Raw genomic sequence first — 17,573 nt, 5'->3', positions numbered from 1 at the left:
GCATGAGCAAGATCTACGAAGACAACACACTAACGATTGGTAACACGCCTCTAGTTCGCCTTAATAAAGTAAGCAAAGGCAATATCCTAGCTAAAATTGAAGCTCGTAACCCAAGCTTCAGCGTGAAGTGTCGTATCGGTTCAAACATGATCTGGGAAGCAGAAAAAGCAGGTACTCTAAAACCAGGTATTGAACTTGTTGAACCTACAAGTGGTAACACAGGTGTTGCTCTTGCATTCGTAGCAGCTGCTCGCGGTTACAAGCTAACGCTAACGATGCCTGAATCAATGAGCCTTGAACGTCGTAAGTTACTTAAGGCGTTAGGCGCAAACTTAGTACTGACTGAAGCGCCAAAAGGCATGAATGGCGCAATCGCTAAAGCAGAAGAAATTGTCGCTTCAGACCCAGAAAAGTATCTGCTGCTTCAGCAATTCAACAACCCAGCTAACCCACAAATTCACGAGAAGACAACAGGCCCTGAAATTTGGGAAGCAACAGACGGTGAGATCGATGTCTTTGTCGCTGGCGTGGGTACGGGTGGTACGCTTACAGGTACAAGTCGCTATATCAAAGGCGAGAAAGGTAAAGCAATCACTTCAGTCGCGGTTGAACCAGCAGAGTCTCCAGTGATTGCACAAGCGCTTGCTGGCGAAGAAATCAAACCCGCTCCACACAAAATCCAAGGTATTGGTGCCGGTTTTATCCCTGGTAACCTAGATTTAGACCTGATTGACCGAGTAGAGCCAGTAACTTCTGAAGAAGCGATTGAGATGGCTCAACGCCTAATGAAAGAGGAAGGTATTCTAGCGGGCATCTCATCTGGCGCAGCAGTAGTAGCGGCAAACAGAATCGCGGAACTACCTGAATTTGAAGGAAAAACCATTGTTACCGTGTTACCAAGCTCAGGCGAACGTTACCTAAGTACAGCCTTATTTGCTGGCATCTTTACGGAAAAAGAGAACCAACAATAATATGTGGTCAAATCAATTTTTCGTCCAAAAAAGCCCCGTTTAGGGGCTTTTTTGTTGATCCCTGCCCCACCTTTGGTAATATCGGGTCTGTTTTATTTTTCGCTTCAAAATAAAAGAAGCAATAAACAAATTCTGAAAGTCATGAGTACTCAATAAAAGATGACCATGGCTGGATAAAAATTTATAACCAGTCTAAGTTCTAACACGAACATGGCGTACTAGCCTCTAGCGCATTTGGGCTAAAGCAGTTAAGCTAATCTGGTTACAAACTTACAAAAAATAAATTAATTGGGGTATATAAAATGTACGAGAAGCAAGTAGAAATCACAGCAGAAAACGGCCTTCACACTCGTCCAGCTGCACAGTTCGTTAAAGAAGCAAAATCTTTCGACGCTGACATCACAGTGACTTCTAACGGCAAAAGCGCTAGCGCAAAAAGCCTGTTCAAACTACAAACTTTAGGCCTAGTAAAAGGTACTAACGTTACTATTTCTGCTGAAGGCCCTCAAGCTCAGCAAGCAGTAGACCACCTAGTTGCTCTTATGGATCAACTACACTAATACGGTCTTCTTCTTTCAAAGCCATTTTGCATAGCAAAGTGGCTTTGTTCGAAATAGATAGCAATAAACGCGACATTAGTCGACGACTTAAAGTCACACATTCTCCCGTTTACAGTTGAACAACTAAGGTAAGGCTATGATTTCAGGCATCCTAGCATCTCCTGGTATTGCTTTCGGTAAAGCACTACTACTTCAAGAAGATGAAATTGTCCTAAACACTCAATCTATCTCAGACGATCAAGTTGAAGCAGAAGTTCAGCGTTTTTTTGACGCTCGTAACAAATCTTCTCAACAACTTGAAGTTGTAAAGCAAAAAGCACTTGAAACTTTTGGCGAAGAAAAAGAAGCAATCTTTGAAGGCCATATCATGCTGCTTGAAGATGAAGAGCTAGAAGAAGAGATTTTAGCACTCATCAAGAAAGACAAAATGCACGCAGACAACGCGATCTACACAGTGATCGAAGAGCAAGCTGTTGCACTTGAGTCACTTGATGATGAGTACCTAAAAGAACGTGCGACTGATATCCGTGATATCGGTACTCGTTTCGTTAAAAATGCACTAGGCATCAACATTGTTTCTCTAGCAGATATCAATGAAGAAGTTATCCTAGTTGCTTACGACCTAACACCATCTGAAACTGCACAAATCAACCTAGATTACGTTCTTGGTTTTGCTTGTGACATCGGCGGTCGTACATCTCATACTTCAATCATGGCACGTTCACTTGAGCTTCCAGCTATCGTTGGTACTAACGATATCACTAAGCAAGTTAAGAACGGCGACATGCTTGTGCTAGACGCGATGAACAACAAAATCATCATCAACCCTTCTGAAGCTGAGCTAGCAGAAGCTAAGAAAATCAAAGAAGATTTCGAAGCTGAAGCGGTTGAACTAGCAAAACTAAAAGATTTGCATGCTGAAACTCTAGACGGTCACCGTGTAGAAGTTTGTGGCAACATCGGTACAGTAAAAGACTGTGACGGTATCCTGCGTAATGGCGGTGAAGGCGTTGGTCTGTACCGTACTGAGTTCCTATTTATGGACCGTGACGCGCTTCCTACTGAAGAAGAGCAATACGTTGCTTACAAAGAAGTAGCTGAAGCAATGGAAGGCGAGTCAGTGATTATCCGTACTATGGATATCGGTGGCGATAAAGACCTACCATACATGGACCTTCCACAAGAGATGAACCCTTTCCTAGGCTGGCGTGCAGTACGTATTAGCTTGGATCGTCGTGAAATCCTACGTGACCAACTGCGTGGCATCCTACGTGCATCTGCACACGGTAAACTACGTATCATGTTCCCAATGATCATTTCTGTTGAAGAGATCCGTGAACTGAAAAAAGCAATCGAAGAGTACAAAGTTGAACTTCGCGCTGAAGGCCTAGCTTTTGATGAAGAAATCGAAATCGGCGTAATGGTTGAGACTCCAGCAGCTGCTGCAATCGCACACCACTTAGCGAAAGAAGTGTCTTTCTTCTCTATCGGTACTAACGACCTAACGCAATACACTCTTGCGGTAGACCGTGGTAACGAAATGATTTCTCATCTATACAACCCATTATCTCCTGCTGTTCTTACAGTAATCAAGCAAGTGATCGACGCATCACACGCTGAAGGTAAGTGGACTGGTATGTGTGGTGAGCTTGCTGGTGACGAACGTGCAACATTACTTCTTCTTGGTATGGGTCTAGACGAGTTCTCTATGAGCGGTATCTCTATTCCTAAAGTTAAGAAAGTAATCCGTAACTCTAACTTCGCTGAAGTTAAAGCGATGGCAGATGAAGCACTATCTCTACCTACAGCAGCAGAAATTGAAGCTTGTGTAGAAAAGTTCATTGCTGAGAAAACTCAGTAATCGCCAAGAGCTTAATAAGATTAGACGGCTAAAAATAGTCGTCTAATTTGTTAGATTGGTATAGTATATTCTACAGAATAAAACTAAACGTTAGGAGCATGACACAATGGGTCTGTTTGACAAACTGAAAAAGCTTGTATCTGATGACAGCGCTGATGCTGGTGCAATCGAAATCATCGCACCTCTTTCTGGTGAAATCGTAAACATCGAAGATGTGCCAGATGTAGTTTTCGCTGAAAAAATCGTTGGTGACGGCATCGCTATCAAACCAGCTGGCGATAAAATGGTAGCTCCAGTTAACGGTACTATCGGTAAGATCTTCGAAACTAACCACGCATTCTCTATCGAGTCTGACGACGGTGTTGAGCTTTTCGTTCACTTCGGTATCGATACTGTTGAACTTAAAGGCGAAGGCTTCACTCGTGTAGCTGAAGAAGGTCAATCTGTTAAAGCTGGTGACACTATCATCACTTTCGACCTAGCGCTTCTAGAAGAGAAAGCGAAATCTACGCTTACTCCAGTTGTTATCTCTAACATGGACGAAATCAAAGAGCTGAACAAGCTTTCTGGTTCTGTAACTGTTGGTGAAACTCCAGTTCTTAAAGTAACTAAGTAATTCTGATTACTTATCTGCTTTAATAAAAACGCTACCCAAGGGTGGCGTTTTTTGTGCCTGTTATATTGATCGAGTTCCTTAAACAACGGTTCTGACTGCCGCTCTTCACCTCCTTGTAGACAGCCCCTCAATAAGCCACAGCAATACCAATCCTTAATTGCCAACTAACCGCACTACTTTGTTATTAAACCCAGTTAAACGCACCCTAGGCGCTGACCTTGCATGTTAGATAACGCGGTATAACTTCAGGTAGACACAGACCTCTGATATCTCGCTCAGATCGATTCTGAGATGACGACCAACGACTTCGATTCAGGTAAACAATGGATAACTACCTCTCTATAGTCGTCATTCCCTACAGCGAGGGACGAGCGTTATAGGGAATCTCGCTTTTGCTCCTTTCAGCATTACGGCACTTTCTCAAACTACACTCTTAGCTAAATCACAGGCAATAAAAAACCCAGCCGAAGCTGGGTCTGTTTAGCGCTCATCTCTCACCACGAGCTAATTTGTGGAAACCAAACGTTAACGCATTGGGTCATGGGTCAACGTGGCCTTTCAATCGATTAACCGAGTAGGCTAAGTGCCGAGTTCGGTGCTTGCTTCGCTTGAGCAAGAATCGAGCTTGAAGCTTGAGAAAGGATCTGAGACTTAGTCATCTGAGTCGTTTCTTTCGCAAAATCGGTATCTTTAATACGGCTCTTAGATGCGTTAACGTTCTCGTTAATGTTGTCTAAGTTGCTGATAGCGTGGTCGAAACGGTTTTGGAAAGCACCCAGTTCAGCACGGTGGCTATCTACGTACTTAAGTGCCGCATCAATTACTGCTACAGACTCTTGTGCACCACCCACTGACGTTACGTCGATAGTATCAACCGTTACGTCTTTGCCAGGTTGCATACCAAGCTCACCCGCTAGGCTACCTGAGAACGCCACTTCGCCTTCAACTTTGTTGTTACCAGTAAACAATTGTAGCTTACCGTCTTCAGTTACAGACGCTTTCACAGAATCTTGTTGACCGTTGATGTACGTTGCTAGCTCTTCGATATCGTCACCCGCTTTTGCGTTGATGTCGATTTCTTGCGCTTGGCCGAAGTTGTCGGTGAACGATAGTTTCAGGTCGTTAGAACCCGCTTGAACGTTCCAGTCTTTGTCTTTCGCGTTCTCAGTTTGGTAGCTCTTACCACCCATCTGAGCGTTATCAGAACGCATGTCTTTCAGTTGAAGCATTACCGCTTCACCGTTATCCGCACCGATTTGGAATGATTTAGTACCGTGAGTACCGTTAAGCAGTTTGTTACCACCAAAAGACGTGGTTTCTGCGATACGGTTTAATTCGTCGTTTAGTGCTGTTACTTCTTCTTGAATCGCTACACGCTCAGATTTTGAGTTTGAGCCATTTGAAGATTGTAGAGACAAATCACGCATACGTTGCAGGATGTTCGTCGTCTCATTCATTGCACCTTCAGCAGTTTGTGCAATAGAGATACCGTCGTTCGCGTTACGAACAGCAACATCAAGGCCGCGGCTCTGAACGTTCAAACGGTTAGAGATTTGTAGGCCCGCAGCGTCATCTTTTGCGCTGTTGATTTTAGAGCCTGAAGCTAGGCGCTCCATCGATGTTTGTTGTGCGCTATTAGCATTGTTTAGGTAACGTTGCGCTGTCATCGCTGAAACGTTTGTATTTACATTCACTGCCATGGTGATTTCTCCAATTGATTTTCCGGTATAGCGGTTTCCGACGTCTCGGAAAACCAAGTAGTTATCTCTAAGTTACTATTAATAACGGCGTGAGTGCTGAAACCTTTAGAAAAAAAACAACAAAATTAAAGAAATAGCGATAAAGGAGAAGAAAGCGTGACTAGTCGTGAAATTATCAAAAAAAGATCAAAAAAACGCTAAAGTTGTCGAGGAGTCAGTCGGGACAAAAGTTGTGTTTTTATTAACCAAAGGGCTTTGGTTAAGCTAGAACACCGTTATAAAATTAAACTTAATTTATTAGCCTAGCAGCGTTAAAGCTAGATTGGGAGCTTGCTTAGCTTGAGCCAAAATAGTGGTGCTGACTTGTTGTAGTATTTGTTGCTTAAGCATCTGAGTGCTTTCTTTGGCGTAGTCGGTATCTTTAATACGACTATTTGATGTCGCCAAGTTCTCATGAACATTTTCAAGGTTATTGATAGCATGATCAAAGCGATTTTGCATTGCGCCGAGTTCGGAACGATGGCTATCTACATACTTCATCGCTGTATCTAAAATAGAGACTGCACGCTGAGCACCACCTACATCAGTCACATTGATGTCATCGACTGACTCGTAATAACCCGCCGACATCGAAAGCTCACTGGCTAACGAACCTGAGAAAGAGATCGTGCCTGCCGTGTCTTCGCCAGACATATAGATCTGAAGCTGCCCTTCATCATTGACGGAAGCAGAGACGAGATCCGTTTGACCATTAATATAAGTCGCCAACTCTTCGATATCGTCGCCTTCTTTCGCGTTGATGGTGATCTCTTGTGGCTGACCAAAACGGTCAGTAAATGACATTGTCATATCATTCTGATCGGGCTTCACTTCCCATAAGTCACTTGCCATGCCGTTGGCAACATAGCTAAAACCACCCATGTTGATGTCGTCAGTACGCATGCTTTTTAAACCGATCTGCACAGCCTCACCTGAACTGCCACCGATTTGAAATGAAGAGCTACCAAAGCTACCGTTAAGAAGTTTTTTACCACCAAATGAGGTGGTTTCTGCAATTCGATTTAACTCATCATTTAAGGCGGTCACTTCCTCTTGGATCGCGGTTCGTTCCGATTGGCTATTCGAGCCGTTACTCGCTTGTAGTGACAAATCCCGCATGCGCTGCATGATATTGGTGGTTTCATTCATCGCCCCTTCTGCGGTCTGCATAATGGAAATACCGTCGTTAGCATTTCGAACAGCAACATCAATGCCACTCATCTGTGTTTCTAATCGATTCGAAATTTGCAAGCCCGCCGCATCGTCTTTTGCACTATTAATACGGCTCCCTGAAGCCAAGCGCTCCAAAGATTGGTTCAGCATGTTGTTGGCATTAGAGAGGTTTCTCTGGGCCACCAGCGCTGAGACATTCGTATTAACAGTTATAGCCATAGACCTTCACTTACAAAAAGATGAATAAAAATCACGATTGCTCTTATATCGACCAGTTCATATAAAGCTTTAATAAAAAAGGAGCCCTGAGGCTCCTTTTCTTTACTGCATACGAGGTTATTTACTTAATCGTTAATGCACTCAACATATCAGTCGAAGGCGCAAAGTAGTAAGCGCCTGTCACTGCTTTAGTGAAACGAAGCAGTTGGTCTGTTTTACCATCTGTCGCGCCGTACATACTCTCTAACATCGCATCAAAGTTATGACGAACATTACAGTAAGCAATGAACAGTAAACCATGATCGCCCGTAGCGGTTCCGTAAGGTAGGCTATGGCGAACAATCTTAAGGCCTTTACCTTCTTCTTTGATATCAACACGGCCTACGTGAGACGCAGCAGGAACATCATCAAGTTCAATTGAATCAGGCTTAGTTCGACCAATCACTTTCTCTTGTGCCGACACATTCAATCTATTCCAAGCTGGCAGGTTGTGTACAAAACGCTGCACCATCACATAACTACCACCAGCAAATTCACCTTCAGGAACAATCGCTACTTCAGCGCGCTGTGCGTCTTTCGGGTTTTCAGTACCATCAACAAAATCAGTCATATCACGAGAATCGAGGAAGCGGTAACCGTAGGTTTCATCAACGACTTCAACGTCCGCAGCGACTTCAGATAGTAATTTGCGTAGGATAAAGAAGTGCAGATCATGTCGATTTGAATGACAGTGAATCAGAACATCAGACAATGTGCTCGGTGCAGTGATATCACCCTCACCAAGCGCAGGAAAATCAATTAAGTCAGAAGGCGCAGCTTGCTCGAACTTATCCCAAAAAGCCTTTGAGAACGCAACCGATGCAGTTAAGTACGCATCTGGTTGAGTTTGATTAAGCTCGGCGATTAGATTCGGAAGCTTTTGAAGTTCCGCTAATACATTAGCAGCGTTAGCATTCACTTTTAATTGAACGTAAAGAGCGAAAGGCCCAGCTTCTGGCAAGATAGCACTTTGAATTTGAGACTGCTCATTTGAGATGTTAAGCATAGATTAATCCTTTCATTTTTAGCTTCTAAGTATAATTGTGAACGGGACAAATGTTTTGATGAGAATCAGTCTTCGTGCTCGACCGCTTTAAAGCAATCTTTAGCGGTATGACTATTGGTTAGATAAAGTGCTAACCACAGGAGTAACAATAAAGTTACCCCATTCGACCAACGAAACCATCCGTTGTCCAAATAGATTAAATAAAGGGTATGTGCTCCCTGTGCCAAAATAGCGATCATGGTAACCCAACGCCCCCATGACACCACTTTGTTCAAGCGTTTTCTATCTGGTGATCTCAACCCAAACAACCACATAATAAGTAAACTAGGAATGCTCAATGCGATCCCAATGTAGAACATGTGGTGATCTGGATAAATAATTTCGAGGATATCAGTTCCCGACTCTCTGCTAGCGCCAGCAACGATGAAAACAACCAAAGCTTTCGCCAGAAATAACCAACCCAACCATAATAAGATTGGGGCTTTCAAAAAACCGTTCTTATCGTATTGTTCTATGGAGTACCGCACAAATCTCACTTTCACTTAGTTTCAAACCAACACTTTAACGCAAATCATTCATACTTAACTAGGTTTGCGTTATCTTATTAGCTAATCCGCTTTAATTATCGAACTCAGTATGAAAAAGAAAACTAATACGCCGTCTGTTGAATCTCAACAAGAAGCTATGAAGATAGCCAAAGCAACTCAAAAGCCAGCTCAAACCAAAGAACAAACCAAACTGATCGCTCAAGGTATCGAAAAAGGCATCGCACTCTATAAAAAACAACAAAAAGAGCGCAGTCGCCAAGCAGATAAAGCCAAGAAACGCATACAGAAAGAAAAGCAGACTCAACAAGCTAATCTAGATGAAGAGAACAGTGTAGATACCAGTGTTGAAACAACATCAAACCACGCCAGTAAATTGCCGTGGCTACTATTAATCATAAGCTGGATAGGCTTCGCGATTTATTTGATGAAATAACAGGATAAACGTATGAAAAAGGAATGGGTTGCTTTGGCTATGAGTGGAACCCTTTTGGGATGCACGACACCGACTTCATCTCCTCACAATGAAGCGGACAAAGTACAAATGGATTTCCACGGTCTTATCAATATTGAGCAGTGCGAGTATAAAGGGGAGGTCACGGGTAGCGAAGGCCACTGGTATAGTTACCTCTTTTTCCCGAACGACACCTTGATTCAGGGCGCCATGAATGAACTCAAATCGAATACGATTGAGCTAGGCGCAGATACGGTGATATTTACACTTCCCCAAGACTTTAGCACTTCTGTCACGATGCTTGGCACAGCCTATCTGTGTGAGTAAGAAAATAGACAGATAAGTAAACCAGCATATCTGTATGCTCTGATTTTGCGACGCCCAAAAGAAAGCCAGCTTTCGCTGGCTTATGCACTAAATCCAAGGCTTGTCGCTATATCGCCTTTACGTTCTAGAACCCACTGACTATCAAACGGCCCCCAGTCGGATAACTGGTAATAACCATCATTATGACGTCGCCCATCTTGAACAAACATAAGTTCGATACCGATCCCCGGTAGCGCCTTGAGTACATCTTGAATCGTACGACGAGGCCAACCCGTTTTTTCGATGAGTTTAGGCACATTTGGCCTATCAAGGCTTTCCACTAACAATGCTAAATATAGCCGCCTTGCAAAAACAGGACTCAACTCCATTGACACCTCCTATATATGTGCAGCTCAATTATTTCTTTTTTCGCTGACAACATGTTGAGGCTGATCAATAAGTCTCCAATAGTGACATTTTCTTACTGTTTTTTTTCACTCTATGAAATATTCCTCACTCTATTTTGTCTGAATTGCCGCTTCCTGATAGGATTCAACTCATAACAATGAAATAAAATCACCCAAAGGAAGAATAATGACTATCACTATGTTTGGTATCCCAAATTGCGACACCATTAAAAAAGCAAAGAAATGGCTCGAAGCTGAAGGTATCGAGTTCGAATTTCACGATTATCGCAAGCAAGGCATCACAGAAGAGCTAGTAACAAGCTTCTGCTCAGAGCTTGGTTGGGAACTTGTGCTGAACAAACGTGGTACGACTTATCGCCAACTTTCACAAGAACAGAAAGAGACGTTAACGGAAGACAAAGCCGTGTCTCTACTTGTTGAGCAACCGGCAATGATTAAGCGCCCAATCCTAAAAGTGGACGGTAAGCTTCACATCGGATTTAAAGCTGACCAATACGCCGCTATTTTTGCTTAGAGCACCGCATTTATATCGAAAGACAACCGGACGTTGATCACTGATGCAACGCCCTAAAAATTAATGACTATACGTTTTATTTAAACAAGGAATTCAAGGATGACAGATAGCCCAACTTTGGCTCTGGCAAAAGATCTCATTAGCCGCCAATCAGTAACGCCTGAAGACGCAGGTTGCCAAGACTTAATGATTGAACGCTTAAAAGCGCTCGGCTTTGAAATCGAAGTGATGGTATTTGAAGATACCACTAACTTTTGGGCTCGCCGTGGCACAGAAGCACCTCTGTTTGCTTTTGCTGGTCACACAGACGTTGTGCCAGCAGGTCCAATTGAACAATGGAACACCAAGCCATTTGAGCCGACTATAGTCGACGGTTTCCTTCACGGCCGTGGCGCAGCAGACATGAAAGGTTCCCTGGCTTCAATGATCGTTGCCGTAGAGCAATTCATAGCTAAGCACCCTGATCACACAGGCTCAATCGGCTTCCTTATCACATCAGATGAAGAAGGCCCTTTCATCAACGGTACGGTACGAGTTGTTGAAGCGCTGATGGCGCGTGGTGAGAACATCGACATGTGTATTGTGGGTGAACCATCGAGCACCGAATACGTGGGTGATGTCGTAAAGAACGGCCGTCGCGGTTCTATCACTGGCGATCTAACGATTAAAGGTACACAAGGCCATGTTGCCTATCCTCACCTAGCGAACAACCCCGTACACAGTTCTCTGCTTGCAATCAATGAGTTGGCAACGACTGAGTGGGACAAAGGTAATGATTACTTCCCACCAACTAGCTTCCAAATTCCGAACGTAAGCGCAGGTACGGGCGCATCGAACGTCATTCCTGGCGAGTTTAACGTTCAATTTAACCTGCGTTTTAGTACAGAATTAAACAACGACATCATCGTTGAACGCATCACATCAATACTCGATAAATACGATTTCGAATACGACCTAAAGTGGACATTCAATGGCGACCCGTTCTTAACAGACGCTGGCTCGTTGCTTGATGCTATCGTGGATGCAGTTGGTTACGTGAACGACGTGAAACCCGCACTATTGACTACCGGTGGTACATCTGACGGACGCTTTATTGCGCGCATGAAAGGGCAAGTGGTAGAACTAGGTCCGGTTAATGCAACCATTCACAAGGTTAACGAATGCGTGAAAGTGGCTGATTTAGAGAAGCTCACTGATATGTACGAAAGAACATTAGTGAATCTTTTCGCCAAATAGTGTTTCACCAGAGATTCATAGCATCCCATTATTGAGAGACGCGTTATGACACCAGAGCAGCTTACCGGACAATCAGATTCTCATCTGGAACCTAACCTGATTGGCACCAAGACATTCTTGGTTCACAGTGATGTCAAAGATGATCTGAACAATTTGATTGAAGCTGCTCAACTTGCTGGTTTTAAAATGGAGATTGCCAGTGGCTTTCGCGACTATGAAAGGCAATCTCTGATTTGGAATCGTAAGTTTTCTGGTCAAGCGCCGATATTAGACTCAGAAAGCCAACCACTTGATGCTTCAACACTCAGTGAACAACAAAAGTTGTCGGCGATCCTAAGATGGTCTGCGCTTCCCGGAGCGAGTCGTCACCATTGGGGTTGTGATTTCGATGTCTTTGCTCGTAATCACTTACCTGAAGATATACAGCTGCAATTAGAGCCATGGGAATACCTTACTGGCCACCAGCAAGTGTTTTATCAATGGTTATCTGTTCATGCATCTCAGTTTGGATTCTTCTTTCCGTACAACCAAGACCTTGGCGGTGTGGCGATTGAACCGTGGCATATTAGCCACCGTAAGGTATCAGACTCGTGCTTATCACAGTTATCACCTACTTTACTTGGCAAGCAACTCCAATCTAAGCCAATATTAGGGTATGAGATTATTATGGAGCAGCTAGACGCAATCTATGCACGCTTCGTAGCAAATATCAATCATTAGGAGCGCTTATGTTGGAGTGGCTTACAAACCCTTGGGTTATCATCATCATCGTGGTTAGCGTTGTGGTAGGTAATATTGCTGCGCTCAAACAGACCGCCAATATGGATCTGACAGGTCGTAACAAAACAGAGAAAGACTTAGATAAGCTCAATCAATTAGATAAGCTTAACCAAGAGAAAACTCAAAAAGATGAGTCAACCGACAACAAAAACGCTTAATGTTGTTACTCTGATGGGCCAACCTAATTAGCGGAAAAATCGCTGCTGATTGCTCAACGAATATAAAAAAGAGGACACATTGTGTCCTCTTTTTTATTGGTTTTAGCTAATCATAGAGCTGATATGACTCAGCTCTATGATTTATTTTGTCGTGCTTACTCAGCTTTCGCTTCTTTGTCATCTTTGGTTTGGTCAGCAATATGCGCGAGTACCGGAACCATTGACTTAAGCAGCTCTTCTTCTACTGGTTTACCTGACGCATCCGTCACGTTGATTGACGTACGGTTGCCAAGGTCACCAAATAGGAAGTTGTATGTACCTGGCGCCAAATCGATAGGCTGTAGGCCAATTTCTTCCCAGAATTCATCATCTGGTGCAGCGTACTTCGCCTTTACCGTACCCTGAGATTGATTACGTTCTTCAAGCTCAAAGCCCATCGTCGGTAACAAGGTAGGCAGACGCTGCCAGAATACGTTGTATGGTGTACGAGCAATGATCACAGGGAAACCGCTGCGGTCAGCACCCATTGAAATTGGAATACGCTTCACCAACTCTTGCGCTTTCAGCGCAGCTTCAGCACGAAGGTTTTCATCGTACTTAGCCATGACTAAGTTGGTTAAAAACGCGTTATAACGCTCTTTATTGGTTGCGGTTACTGGTTTCTCTTCAATACCTTCACGCCAATCAATTAGGTTGATCTTGAAGCCATGGCGGTTATTTGTTTGGAAACGAGCGATAGAGTAGCGACTGCCAATCTCTACATCTTCATCTTCAGAAACCCAAGTTACCCAATCGGTCTCAATCTCATTCTCTGATTGTTCACGAATACCAATACCACGTTGAGCCAGCATATCTACTGCTGTTTGCCACACTCGGTCTGCTTCTTCAGCACGAAGAAGCCATAGCGTCACTTCACCGTTTTGACGCTCGGCACGAGCGCCCGGGATCAGCTCAAGAACCTGCTGTGGTGGACGAATATCCACTTTACGACCGGTACCACCACTAAACTCACCGCTTGGGATGTCAAAGTTTGGGTAAAATTGAGGTTGAGCATCTTCAGGCAATTGCCACTGTGAAAACTCAGGTGTTTCTAAGTATTCGAAATCATCTTTGGCTTGGCGACGTTGAGTCGGGCTGCCAGAACATGCTGTAAGAACGAAAACAGCCAGTGACCCAATCACTAGCTGGTGAGAATACTTCATTTATACTCCTAAATGCCGAAGGTTCGCTTCGGCATCACTTCATACGTTTTTAGTAAATGCACGCTTCAGTCATTGCTTGAGCAACAACAGGTTGAGCTGGCTCTGACAGTTCAGTCAGCGGTAGACGTAAGCCACCTTCAGCAATCAGACCCATTTTGTGAACCGCCCATTTTACGGGAATAGGGTTAGACTCAACGAACAGGTTCTTATGTAGAGGCATCAAACGCTCATTGATCGCTTCTGCTTCTTCAAACTTACCTTCTTTCGCTAGCTTGAACATGGTTGCCATATCAGCGGCTGCAACATTATTGGTTACAGAGATCACGCCATCGCCGCCACGCTTAACAAATTCTAAGCCAGTTAAGTCATCACCACTTAGTAAGATAAAATCTTCGCCACAAAGTTCACGGTGAATTGCAATTCTGTCGAGATCACCCGTCGCATCTTTCAGTGCAACGATATTTTCGATCTCAGAAAGACGAGCAACGGTTTCTGGTAACAAGTCTACAGCAGTACGACCCGGTACATTATATAGAATCTGTGGAACGTCACTTACTTCAGCAATCGCTTTGTAGTGTTGATACAAACCTTCTTGAGTCGGCTTGTTGTAGTAAGGCGTTACGCTCAGGCAACCAGCAATACCAGAACCATTTAATAAACGGCTGAATAACACTGACTCGTGAGTTGCGTTTGCGCCTGTTCCTGCAATAACAGGAATACGACCATCTGCAAATTCAACGATCTTATTGACAACTTTGACATGCTCTTCAATAGTGAGTGTTGAAGACTCACCAGTTGTGCCAACCGCAACCAGACCATCACTACCTGCAGCAATATGGTGCTCAACTAGCTTTTTAAGGCTGTCGAAATCCACTTCACCATCTGTGTTAAATGGCGTAACTAGCGCAACTATACTTCCTGAAAACATGTCTATCTCCCTTAATTTATTCTTTTTGCATGTTACTGTAAGCCAATCAATAAACACAAGACATTAAAGTGGCTTACTGGCAACATCTGCATTAAATATTGTTGTATGTTTGAGGTAAGACGACTTCTAACGGCGTTCTACCTATAAATTTGGCTAACCTTTATTCAATCTAGCGGATGCCGCATCGCTGGATGTCAGTAACAGGTAAGCTGTTTCTTCTTGTTCGTTTCTTGTTTTCACACACTAGATATTCCTATCCTATACAGCACGCGAGAAGCAAAACGCCTCATAAAAAGCCCCGCTCGCACGCTTATTCCTCGTGTTAACTGTGCTAACATGCAGCATCAATGGAATATATAGAGACGTGATTTTATGACTCAACATCTAGTAATCACAGCTGTGGGCACTGATCGCCCAGGTGTATGCAACCAAGTGGTTCATTTGGTCACCCAATCAGGCTGTAACATTATTGATAGCCGTATCGCCCTATTTGGCGAAGAGTTTACGCTTATCATGCTACTGTCTGGAAAGGCAAACAATATTACCCGGGTTGAAACCACCCTGCCTTTGCTTGGCCAAGAGCACGACTTGATTACGATTATGAAGCGAACCTCGCCTCATGATGTGATTGAGAACTCCTACACGTTAGAAGTTTTCGTTGAGTCAGATGACAAACTCGGACTGACCGAGCAGTTCACTCAGTTCTTCGCAGACCGTTATATCGGCCTCGACTCGCTTAGCGCACAAACCATCAACAAATCCAAGATTCAGCTCGATAACGACCAATTCCATATCTCTATTACCGCTTCTGTGCAATCAGAATGTAATTTGATGCAGCTACAAGAAGAATTCAATTCGCTGTGTCAGAGCCTATCAGTTCAAGGCTCGCTCAACTTTATCAAAAACAGTTTTTAAAAAGGAAATATCATGAATACGCTAACGGCTGGTGTTCCAGCACCTGCTTTTTCTCTTCCAGATCAAGATGGCAATATCGTATCTCTTGGTGACTTCAAAGGTAAAAAAGTCCTTTTCTACTTTTACCCAAAAGCAATGACCCCTGGTTGTATTGTGCAAGCTGAAGGCCTGCGTGATATCAAAGCACAGCTTGATGACCTAAATGTGGTTGTTTTAGGTGTGAGTGTTGATCCAGTCAAACGCCTACCAAACTTCGTTGAGAAGAAATCTCTGAACTTCACTCTGTTATCAGATGAAGATCACAGCGTTGCTGAGCAGTTCGGGGTTTGGGGCGAGAAGAAATTTATGGGCAAGGTTTATGATGGCCTACATCGTATTAGCTTCCTCATTGATGAAGAAGGTCAGATTGAACACGTCTTTAATAAGTTCAAAACTAAAACTCACCACGAAGTGGTTTTAGATTACTTCAATCAAGAAGCTTAAGGTCAATTTGAGTGCGTTAATTATTTAGGTTTCCCACTCAAATTAAACGAATGCAAAAAAGGCCGAACATCATAGATGTTCGGCCTTTTTCTATAATAAATCAGTTATTTTTGATGCTCAGGCTCATCCTCTAAAGCATGGCTTGGCAGAGCGTTCCAAACCGCTTTCACTAAGGTCGCCAGTGGTATGGCAAAGAATACCCCCCAGAAACCCCATAATCCGCCAAACACTAATACTGCAACAATGATCGCGACCGGGTGAAGGTTCACTGCTTCAGAGAACAGAACCGGAACCAACACGTTACCATCTAGCGCTTGAATGATGCCGTACGCAAGTAACAGCCAGTAGAACTGAGGTTCAAGCCCCCATTGGAACAAGCCAACAATTGCGACAGGAACGGTCACAGCAGCAGCGCCGATATATGGAATCAAAACCGAAAAACCGACTGCGACCGCTAGCAGTGCTGAATAACGTAAATCTAGAATTGCGAAGGTTACGTAACTGACACCACCGACAATTAGAATTTCTAACACTTTACCGCGAATGTAATTTGAGATTTGCTGGTTCATCTCTACCCAAACCTTAGTCGCTAGACGGCGGTTCTTAGGTAATACACCACTTGCCATGCTGATCATTTCTTCTTTATCCTTGAGCAAGAAGAAGATCAAAAGCGGTACAAGAATCAAGTAAACCGCAAGTGTCGCTAAACTCACAAGAGATGCTAAAGAACCTTTCACTACGCTTTCACCGAAACCTAGCGCTTTGTTCTTTGCGTTAGACATGATCGATTCAACAATCTGTAGGTTGGCTAATTCAGGGTAGCGTTCGGGAATCGTCGCAATGAACTTTTGCAAACTACCATACATGCTCGGAATATCATTAATAAGGTTGCCCACTTGCTCCCAAATCGTTGGTACTAAACCAAACAGTGCCAGCAGCATCAGGCTAAAGAACATCATGATCACCAACATCACCGATGGTGTTCTTGGCACACCAAGTCTTTGAAGTTGGGTAACGGGCCACTCAAGTAAGTAAGCCAAAACAATAGCAACCAATAATGGCGCAATGAGATGACCAAAGAAGTAGATCGTAATAAAGCCGAATAGAATGATGGCAACCAAACTGACAGCATGTGGATCAGAGAAACGTCGTTTATACCAACGATTGACCATTTCAAGCATCTGACTGCGATTCCTTTTTAGTGATGAGGAGATGGTGGTAATTAGAACAAACCTCTGTCATGACAACATAAGCTTGCTTAGACAAAAAAGTAACAATATCTTTCATCGAGCTGTTATCAGAAACATAAATTGACAATGATTGGCCTACTTCTAACTTTACACTGTGACGCTTGGCTAATAATAACGCCATTGGGCATCGCTCTTGGCGTAAATCTAGAATATTAGGTGTCATTCTTGGGCTCGATGCTTATTATAAGGG

At 43.6% G+C, this 17,573-nt stretch carries 21 protein-coding genes; 12 read left to right on the top strand and 9 right to left on the bottom strand.

Translation table 11 applies throughout. The annotated features are described in order from the left end of the window. The first annotated feature begins 2 nt into the window (after window positions 1-2). The 4 genes from cysK to crr all read left to right on the top strand — a co-directional run bounded on the left by cysK (window position 3) and on the right by crr (window position 4,008). Window positions 3-971 (top strand): cysteine synthase A, encoded by a 969-nt coding sequence (gene cysK / locus SJY39_RS05545; RefSeq protein WP_016793820.1) that lies wholly within the window; start codon window positions 3-5, stop codon window positions 969-971. A 302-nt stretch (window positions 972-1,273) separates the two neighbouring features. Continuing rightward, window positions 1,274-1,531, top strand: a complete 258-nt coding sequence (locus tag SJY39_RS05540) for an HPr family phosphocarrier protein (RefSeq protein WP_004734263.1) — start codon at window positions 1,274-1,276, stop codon at window positions 1,529-1,531. A 136-nt stretch (window positions 1,532-1,667) separates the two neighbouring features. After that, a complete protein-coding gene (gene ptsI / locus SJY39_RS05535) occupies window positions 1,668-3,392 on the top strand; it encodes a phosphoenolpyruvate-protein phosphotransferase PtsI (protein ID WP_010436632.1) in 1,725 nt (574 codons plus the stop codon). 106 nt (window positions 3,393-3,498) lie between these two features. Further along, complete coding sequence (gene crr, locus SJY39_RS05530) at window positions 3,499-4,008, top strand: PTS glucose transporter subunit IIA (RefSeq protein WP_004737851.1); 510 nt, start codon at window positions 3,499-3,501, stop codon at window positions 4,006-4,008. A 566-nt stretch (window positions 4,009-4,574) separates the two neighbouring features. On the opposite strand, the gene SJY39_RS05525 is transcribed toward crr, so the two are convergent. The 4 genes from SJY39_RS05525 to SJY39_RS05510 form a co-directional block, all read right to left on the bottom strand. Further along, window positions 4,575-5,708, bottom strand: coding sequence for a flagellin (locus tag SJY39_RS05525; protein WP_390241490.1), 1,134 nt, complete (start codon window positions 5,706-5,708; stop codon window positions 4,575-4,577). A gap of 297 nt (window positions 5,709-6,005) precedes the next feature. Beyond that, complete coding sequence (locus tag SJY39_RS05520) at window positions 6,006-7,139, bottom strand: flagellin (RefSeq protein WP_010436622.1); 1,134 nt, start codon at window positions 7,137-7,139, stop codon at window positions 6,006-6,008. Window positions 7,140-7,260: 121 nt separating this feature from the next. Next, window positions 7,261-8,184: a Dyp-type peroxidase gene (locus tag SJY39_RS05515; protein ID WP_010436619.1), complete on the bottom strand. Its 924-nt coding sequence runs from the start codon at window positions 8,182-8,184 to the stop codon at window positions 7,261-7,263. A gap of 65 nt (window positions 8,185-8,249) precedes the next feature. Next, window positions 8,250-8,711, bottom strand: a complete 462-nt coding sequence (locus SJY39_RS05510) for a DUF2919 domain-containing protein (protein ID WP_010436616.1) — start codon at window positions 8,709-8,711, stop codon at window positions 8,250-8,252. A 109-nt stretch (window positions 8,712-8,820) separates the two neighbouring features. Here SJY39_RS05510 and SJY39_RS05505 point away from each other — a divergent pair, with 109 nt between their 5' ends. Both SJY39_RS05505 and SJY39_RS05500 read left to right on the top strand, forming a co-directional pair. Beyond that, on the top strand, window positions 8,821-9,165 hold the full coding sequence (locus SJY39_RS05505) for a DUF2956 domain-containing protein (RefSeq protein ID WP_010436613.1): 345 nt from the start codon (window positions 8,821-8,823) through the stop codon (window positions 9,163-9,165). Between the two features lie 12 nt (window positions 9,166-9,177). Then, window positions 9,178-9,510 (top strand): DUF4156 domain-containing protein, encoded by a 333-nt coding sequence (locus SJY39_RS05500; RefSeq protein WP_010436610.1) that lies wholly within the window; start codon window positions 9,178-9,180, stop codon window positions 9,508-9,510. Window positions 9,511-9,590: 80 nt separating this feature from the next. On the opposite strand, the gene SJY39_RS05495 is transcribed toward SJY39_RS05500, so the two are convergent. After that, window positions 9,591-9,878 carry a helix-turn-helix domain-containing protein gene (locus SJY39_RS05495; RefSeq protein WP_004741665.1) on the bottom strand — a complete coding sequence of 96 codons (288 nt, stop codon included), beginning with the start codon at window positions 9,876-9,878 and terminating at the stop codon, window positions 9,591-9,593. A 205-nt stretch (window positions 9,879-10,083) separates the two neighbouring features. Between SJY39_RS05495 and SJY39_RS05490 the strand changes: the two genes are divergently transcribed. The 4 genes from SJY39_RS05490 (at window position 10,084) to SJY39_RS05475 (ending at window position 12,605) form a co-directional block, all read left to right on the top strand. Next, window positions 10,084-10,431 (top strand): ArsC family reductase, encoded by a 348-nt coding sequence (locus SJY39_RS05490; RefSeq protein ID WP_010436602.1) that lies wholly within the window; start codon window positions 10,084-10,086, stop codon window positions 10,429-10,431. A 99-nt stretch (window positions 10,432-10,530) separates the two neighbouring features. Then, the gene (gene dapE / locus SJY39_RS05485; RefSeq protein ID WP_010436599.1) at window positions 10,531-11,667 is read left to right on the top strand and encodes a succinyl-diaminopimelate desuccinylase; all 1,137 of its coding nucleotides are present in this window, start codon (window positions 10,531-10,533) and stop codon (window positions 11,665-11,667) included. A gap of 45 nt (window positions 11,668-11,712) precedes the next feature. Further along, window positions 11,713-12,387, top strand: coding sequence for a M15 family metallopeptidase (locus SJY39_RS05480; protein ID WP_016787737.1), 675 nt, complete (start codon window positions 11,713-11,715; stop codon window positions 12,385-12,387). Between the two features lie 8 nt (window positions 12,388-12,395). Further along, complete coding sequence (locus SJY39_RS05475; RefSeq protein ID WP_010436593.1) at window positions 12,396-12,605, top strand: DUF2897 family protein; 210 nt, start codon at window positions 12,396-12,398, stop codon at window positions 12,603-12,605. 155 nt (window positions 12,606-12,760) lie between these two features. Here SJY39_RS05475 and bamC read toward each other — a convergent pair whose 3' ends face one another. Together bamC and dapA are read right to left on the bottom strand one after the other, a co-directional pair. Further along, window positions 12,761-13,807 (bottom strand): outer membrane protein assembly factor BamC, encoded by a 1,047-nt coding sequence (gene bamC, locus SJY39_RS05470; protein ID WP_016767915.1) that lies wholly within the window; start codon window positions 13,805-13,807, stop codon window positions 12,761-12,763. 49 nt (window positions 13,808-13,856) lie between these two features. After that, complete coding sequence (dapA, locus tag SJY39_RS05465; protein ID WP_010436589.1) at window positions 13,857-14,735, bottom strand: 4-hydroxy-tetrahydrodipicolinate synthase; 879 nt, start codon at window positions 14,733-14,735, stop codon at window positions 13,857-13,859. Window positions 14,736-15,107: 372 nt separating this feature from the next. Between dapA and SJY39_RS05460 the strand changes: the two genes are divergently transcribed. Beyond that, entirely contained in the window at window positions 15,108-15,650 is a 543-nt protein-coding gene (locus SJY39_RS05460) for a glycine cleavage system protein R (protein ID WP_016790916.1), read from the top strand. Between the two features lie 12 nt (window positions 15,651-15,662). Next, window positions 15,663-16,133, top strand: coding sequence for a thioredoxin-dependent thiol peroxidase (gene bcp, locus SJY39_RS05455; RefSeq protein WP_010436585.1), 471 nt, complete (start codon window positions 15,663-15,665; stop codon window positions 16,131-16,133). Window positions 16,134-16,237: 104 nt separating this feature from the next. Here bcp and SJY39_RS05450 read toward each other — a convergent pair whose 3' ends face one another. Next, on the bottom strand, window positions 16,238-17,314 hold the full coding sequence (locus SJY39_RS05450) for an AI-2E family transporter (protein WP_010436584.1): 1,077 nt from the start codon (window positions 17,312-17,314) through the stop codon (window positions 16,238-16,240). Next, window positions 17,307-17,546 carry a sulfurtransferase TusA family protein gene (locus SJY39_RS05445; RefSeq protein ID WP_010436581.1) on the bottom strand — a complete coding sequence of 80 codons (240 nt, stop codon included), beginning with the start codon at window positions 17,544-17,546 and terminating at the stop codon, window positions 17,307-17,309. Before SJY39_RS05445 ends, SJY39_RS05450 begins: the two co-directional genes overlap by 8 nt. Window positions 17,547-17,573: the final 27 nt, after the last annotated feature.

This window comes from Vibrio sp. R78045, assembly GCF_042466085.1.
GTDB lineage: Bacteria > Pseudomonadota > Gammaproteobacteria > Enterobacterales > Vibrionaceae > Vibrio > Vibrio cyclitrophicus.
This window is presented reverse-complemented; position numbering and strand designations above follow the sequence as displayed.

What these genes read in the sequence shown, in the direction of transcription:
- cysK (WP_016793820.1), top strand. Translation starts at nt 3, where the DNA reads ATGAGCAAGATCTACGAAGACAACACACTAACGATTGGTAACACGCCT.
- SJY39_RS05540 (WP_004734263.1), top strand. Translation starts at nt 1,274, where the DNA reads ATGTACGAGAAGCAAGTAGAAATCACAGCAGAAAACGGCCTTCACACT.
- ptsI (WP_010436632.1), top strand. Translation starts at nt 1,668, where the DNA reads ATGATTTCAGGCATCCTAGCATCTCCTGGTATTGCTTTCGGTAAAGCA.
- crr (WP_004737851.1), top strand. Translation starts at nt 3,499, where the DNA reads ATGGGTCTGTTTGACAAACTGAAAAAGCTTGTATCTGATGACAGCGCT.
- SJY39_RS05525 (WP_390241490.1), bottom strand. Translation starts at nt 5,708, where the DNA reads ATGGCAGTGAATGTAAATACAAACGTTTCAGCGATGACAGCGCAACGT.
- SJY39_RS05520 (WP_010436622.1), bottom strand. Translation starts at nt 7,139, where the DNA reads ATGGCTATAACTGTTAATACGAATGTCTCAGCGCTGGTGGCCCAGAGA.
- SJY39_RS05515 (WP_010436619.1), bottom strand. Translation starts at nt 8,184, where the DNA reads ATGCTTAACATCTCAAATGAGCAGTCTCAAATTCAAAGTGCTATCTTG.
- SJY39_RS05505 (WP_010436613.1), top strand. Translation starts at nt 8,821, where the DNA reads ATGAAAAAGAAAACTAATACGCCGTCTGTTGAATCTCAACAAGAAGCT.
- SJY39_RS05500 (WP_010436610.1), top strand. Translation starts at nt 9,178, where the DNA reads ATGAAAAAGGAATGGGTTGCTTTGGCTATGAGTGGAACCCTTTTGGGA.
- SJY39_RS05495 (WP_004741665.1), bottom strand. Translation starts at nt 9,878, where the DNA reads ATGGAGTTGAGTCCTGTTTTTGCAAGGCGGCTATATTTAGCATTGTTA.
- SJY39_RS05490 (WP_010436602.1), top strand. Translation starts at nt 10,084, where the DNA reads ATGACTATCACTATGTTTGGTATCCCAAATTGCGACACCATTAAAAAA.
- dapE (WP_010436599.1), top strand. Translation starts at nt 10,531, where the DNA reads ATGACAGATAGCCCAACTTTGGCTCTGGCAAAAGATCTCATTAGCCGC.
- SJY39_RS05480 (WP_016787737.1), top strand. Translation starts at nt 11,713, where the DNA reads ATGACACCAGAGCAGCTTACCGGACAATCAGATTCTCATCTGGAACCT.
- SJY39_RS05475 (WP_010436593.1), top strand. Translation starts at nt 12,396, where the DNA reads ATGTTGGAGTGGCTTACAAACCCTTGGGTTATCATCATCATCGTGGTT.
- bamC (WP_016767915.1), bottom strand. Translation starts at nt 13,807, where the DNA reads ATGAAGTATTCTCACCAGCTAGTGATTGGGTCACTGGCTGTTTTCGTT.
- dapA (WP_010436589.1), bottom strand. Translation starts at nt 14,735, where the DNA reads ATGTTTTCAGGAAGTATAGTTGCGCTAGTTACGCCATTTAACACAGAT.
- SJY39_RS05460 (WP_016790916.1), top strand. Translation starts at nt 15,108, where the DNA reads ATGACTCAACATCTAGTAATCACAGCTGTGGGCACTGATCGCCCAGGT.
- bcp (WP_010436585.1), top strand. Translation starts at nt 15,663, where the DNA reads ATGAATACGCTAACGGCTGGTGTTCCAGCACCTGCTTTTTCTCTTCCA.
- SJY39_RS05450 (WP_010436584.1), bottom strand. Translation starts at nt 17,314, where the DNA reads ATGCTTGAAATGGTCAATCGTTGGTATAAACGACGTTTCTCTGATCCA.
- SJY39_RS05445 (WP_010436581.1), bottom strand. Translation starts at nt 17,546, where the DNA reads ATGACACCTAATATTCTAGATTTACGCCAAGAGCGATGCCCAATGGCG.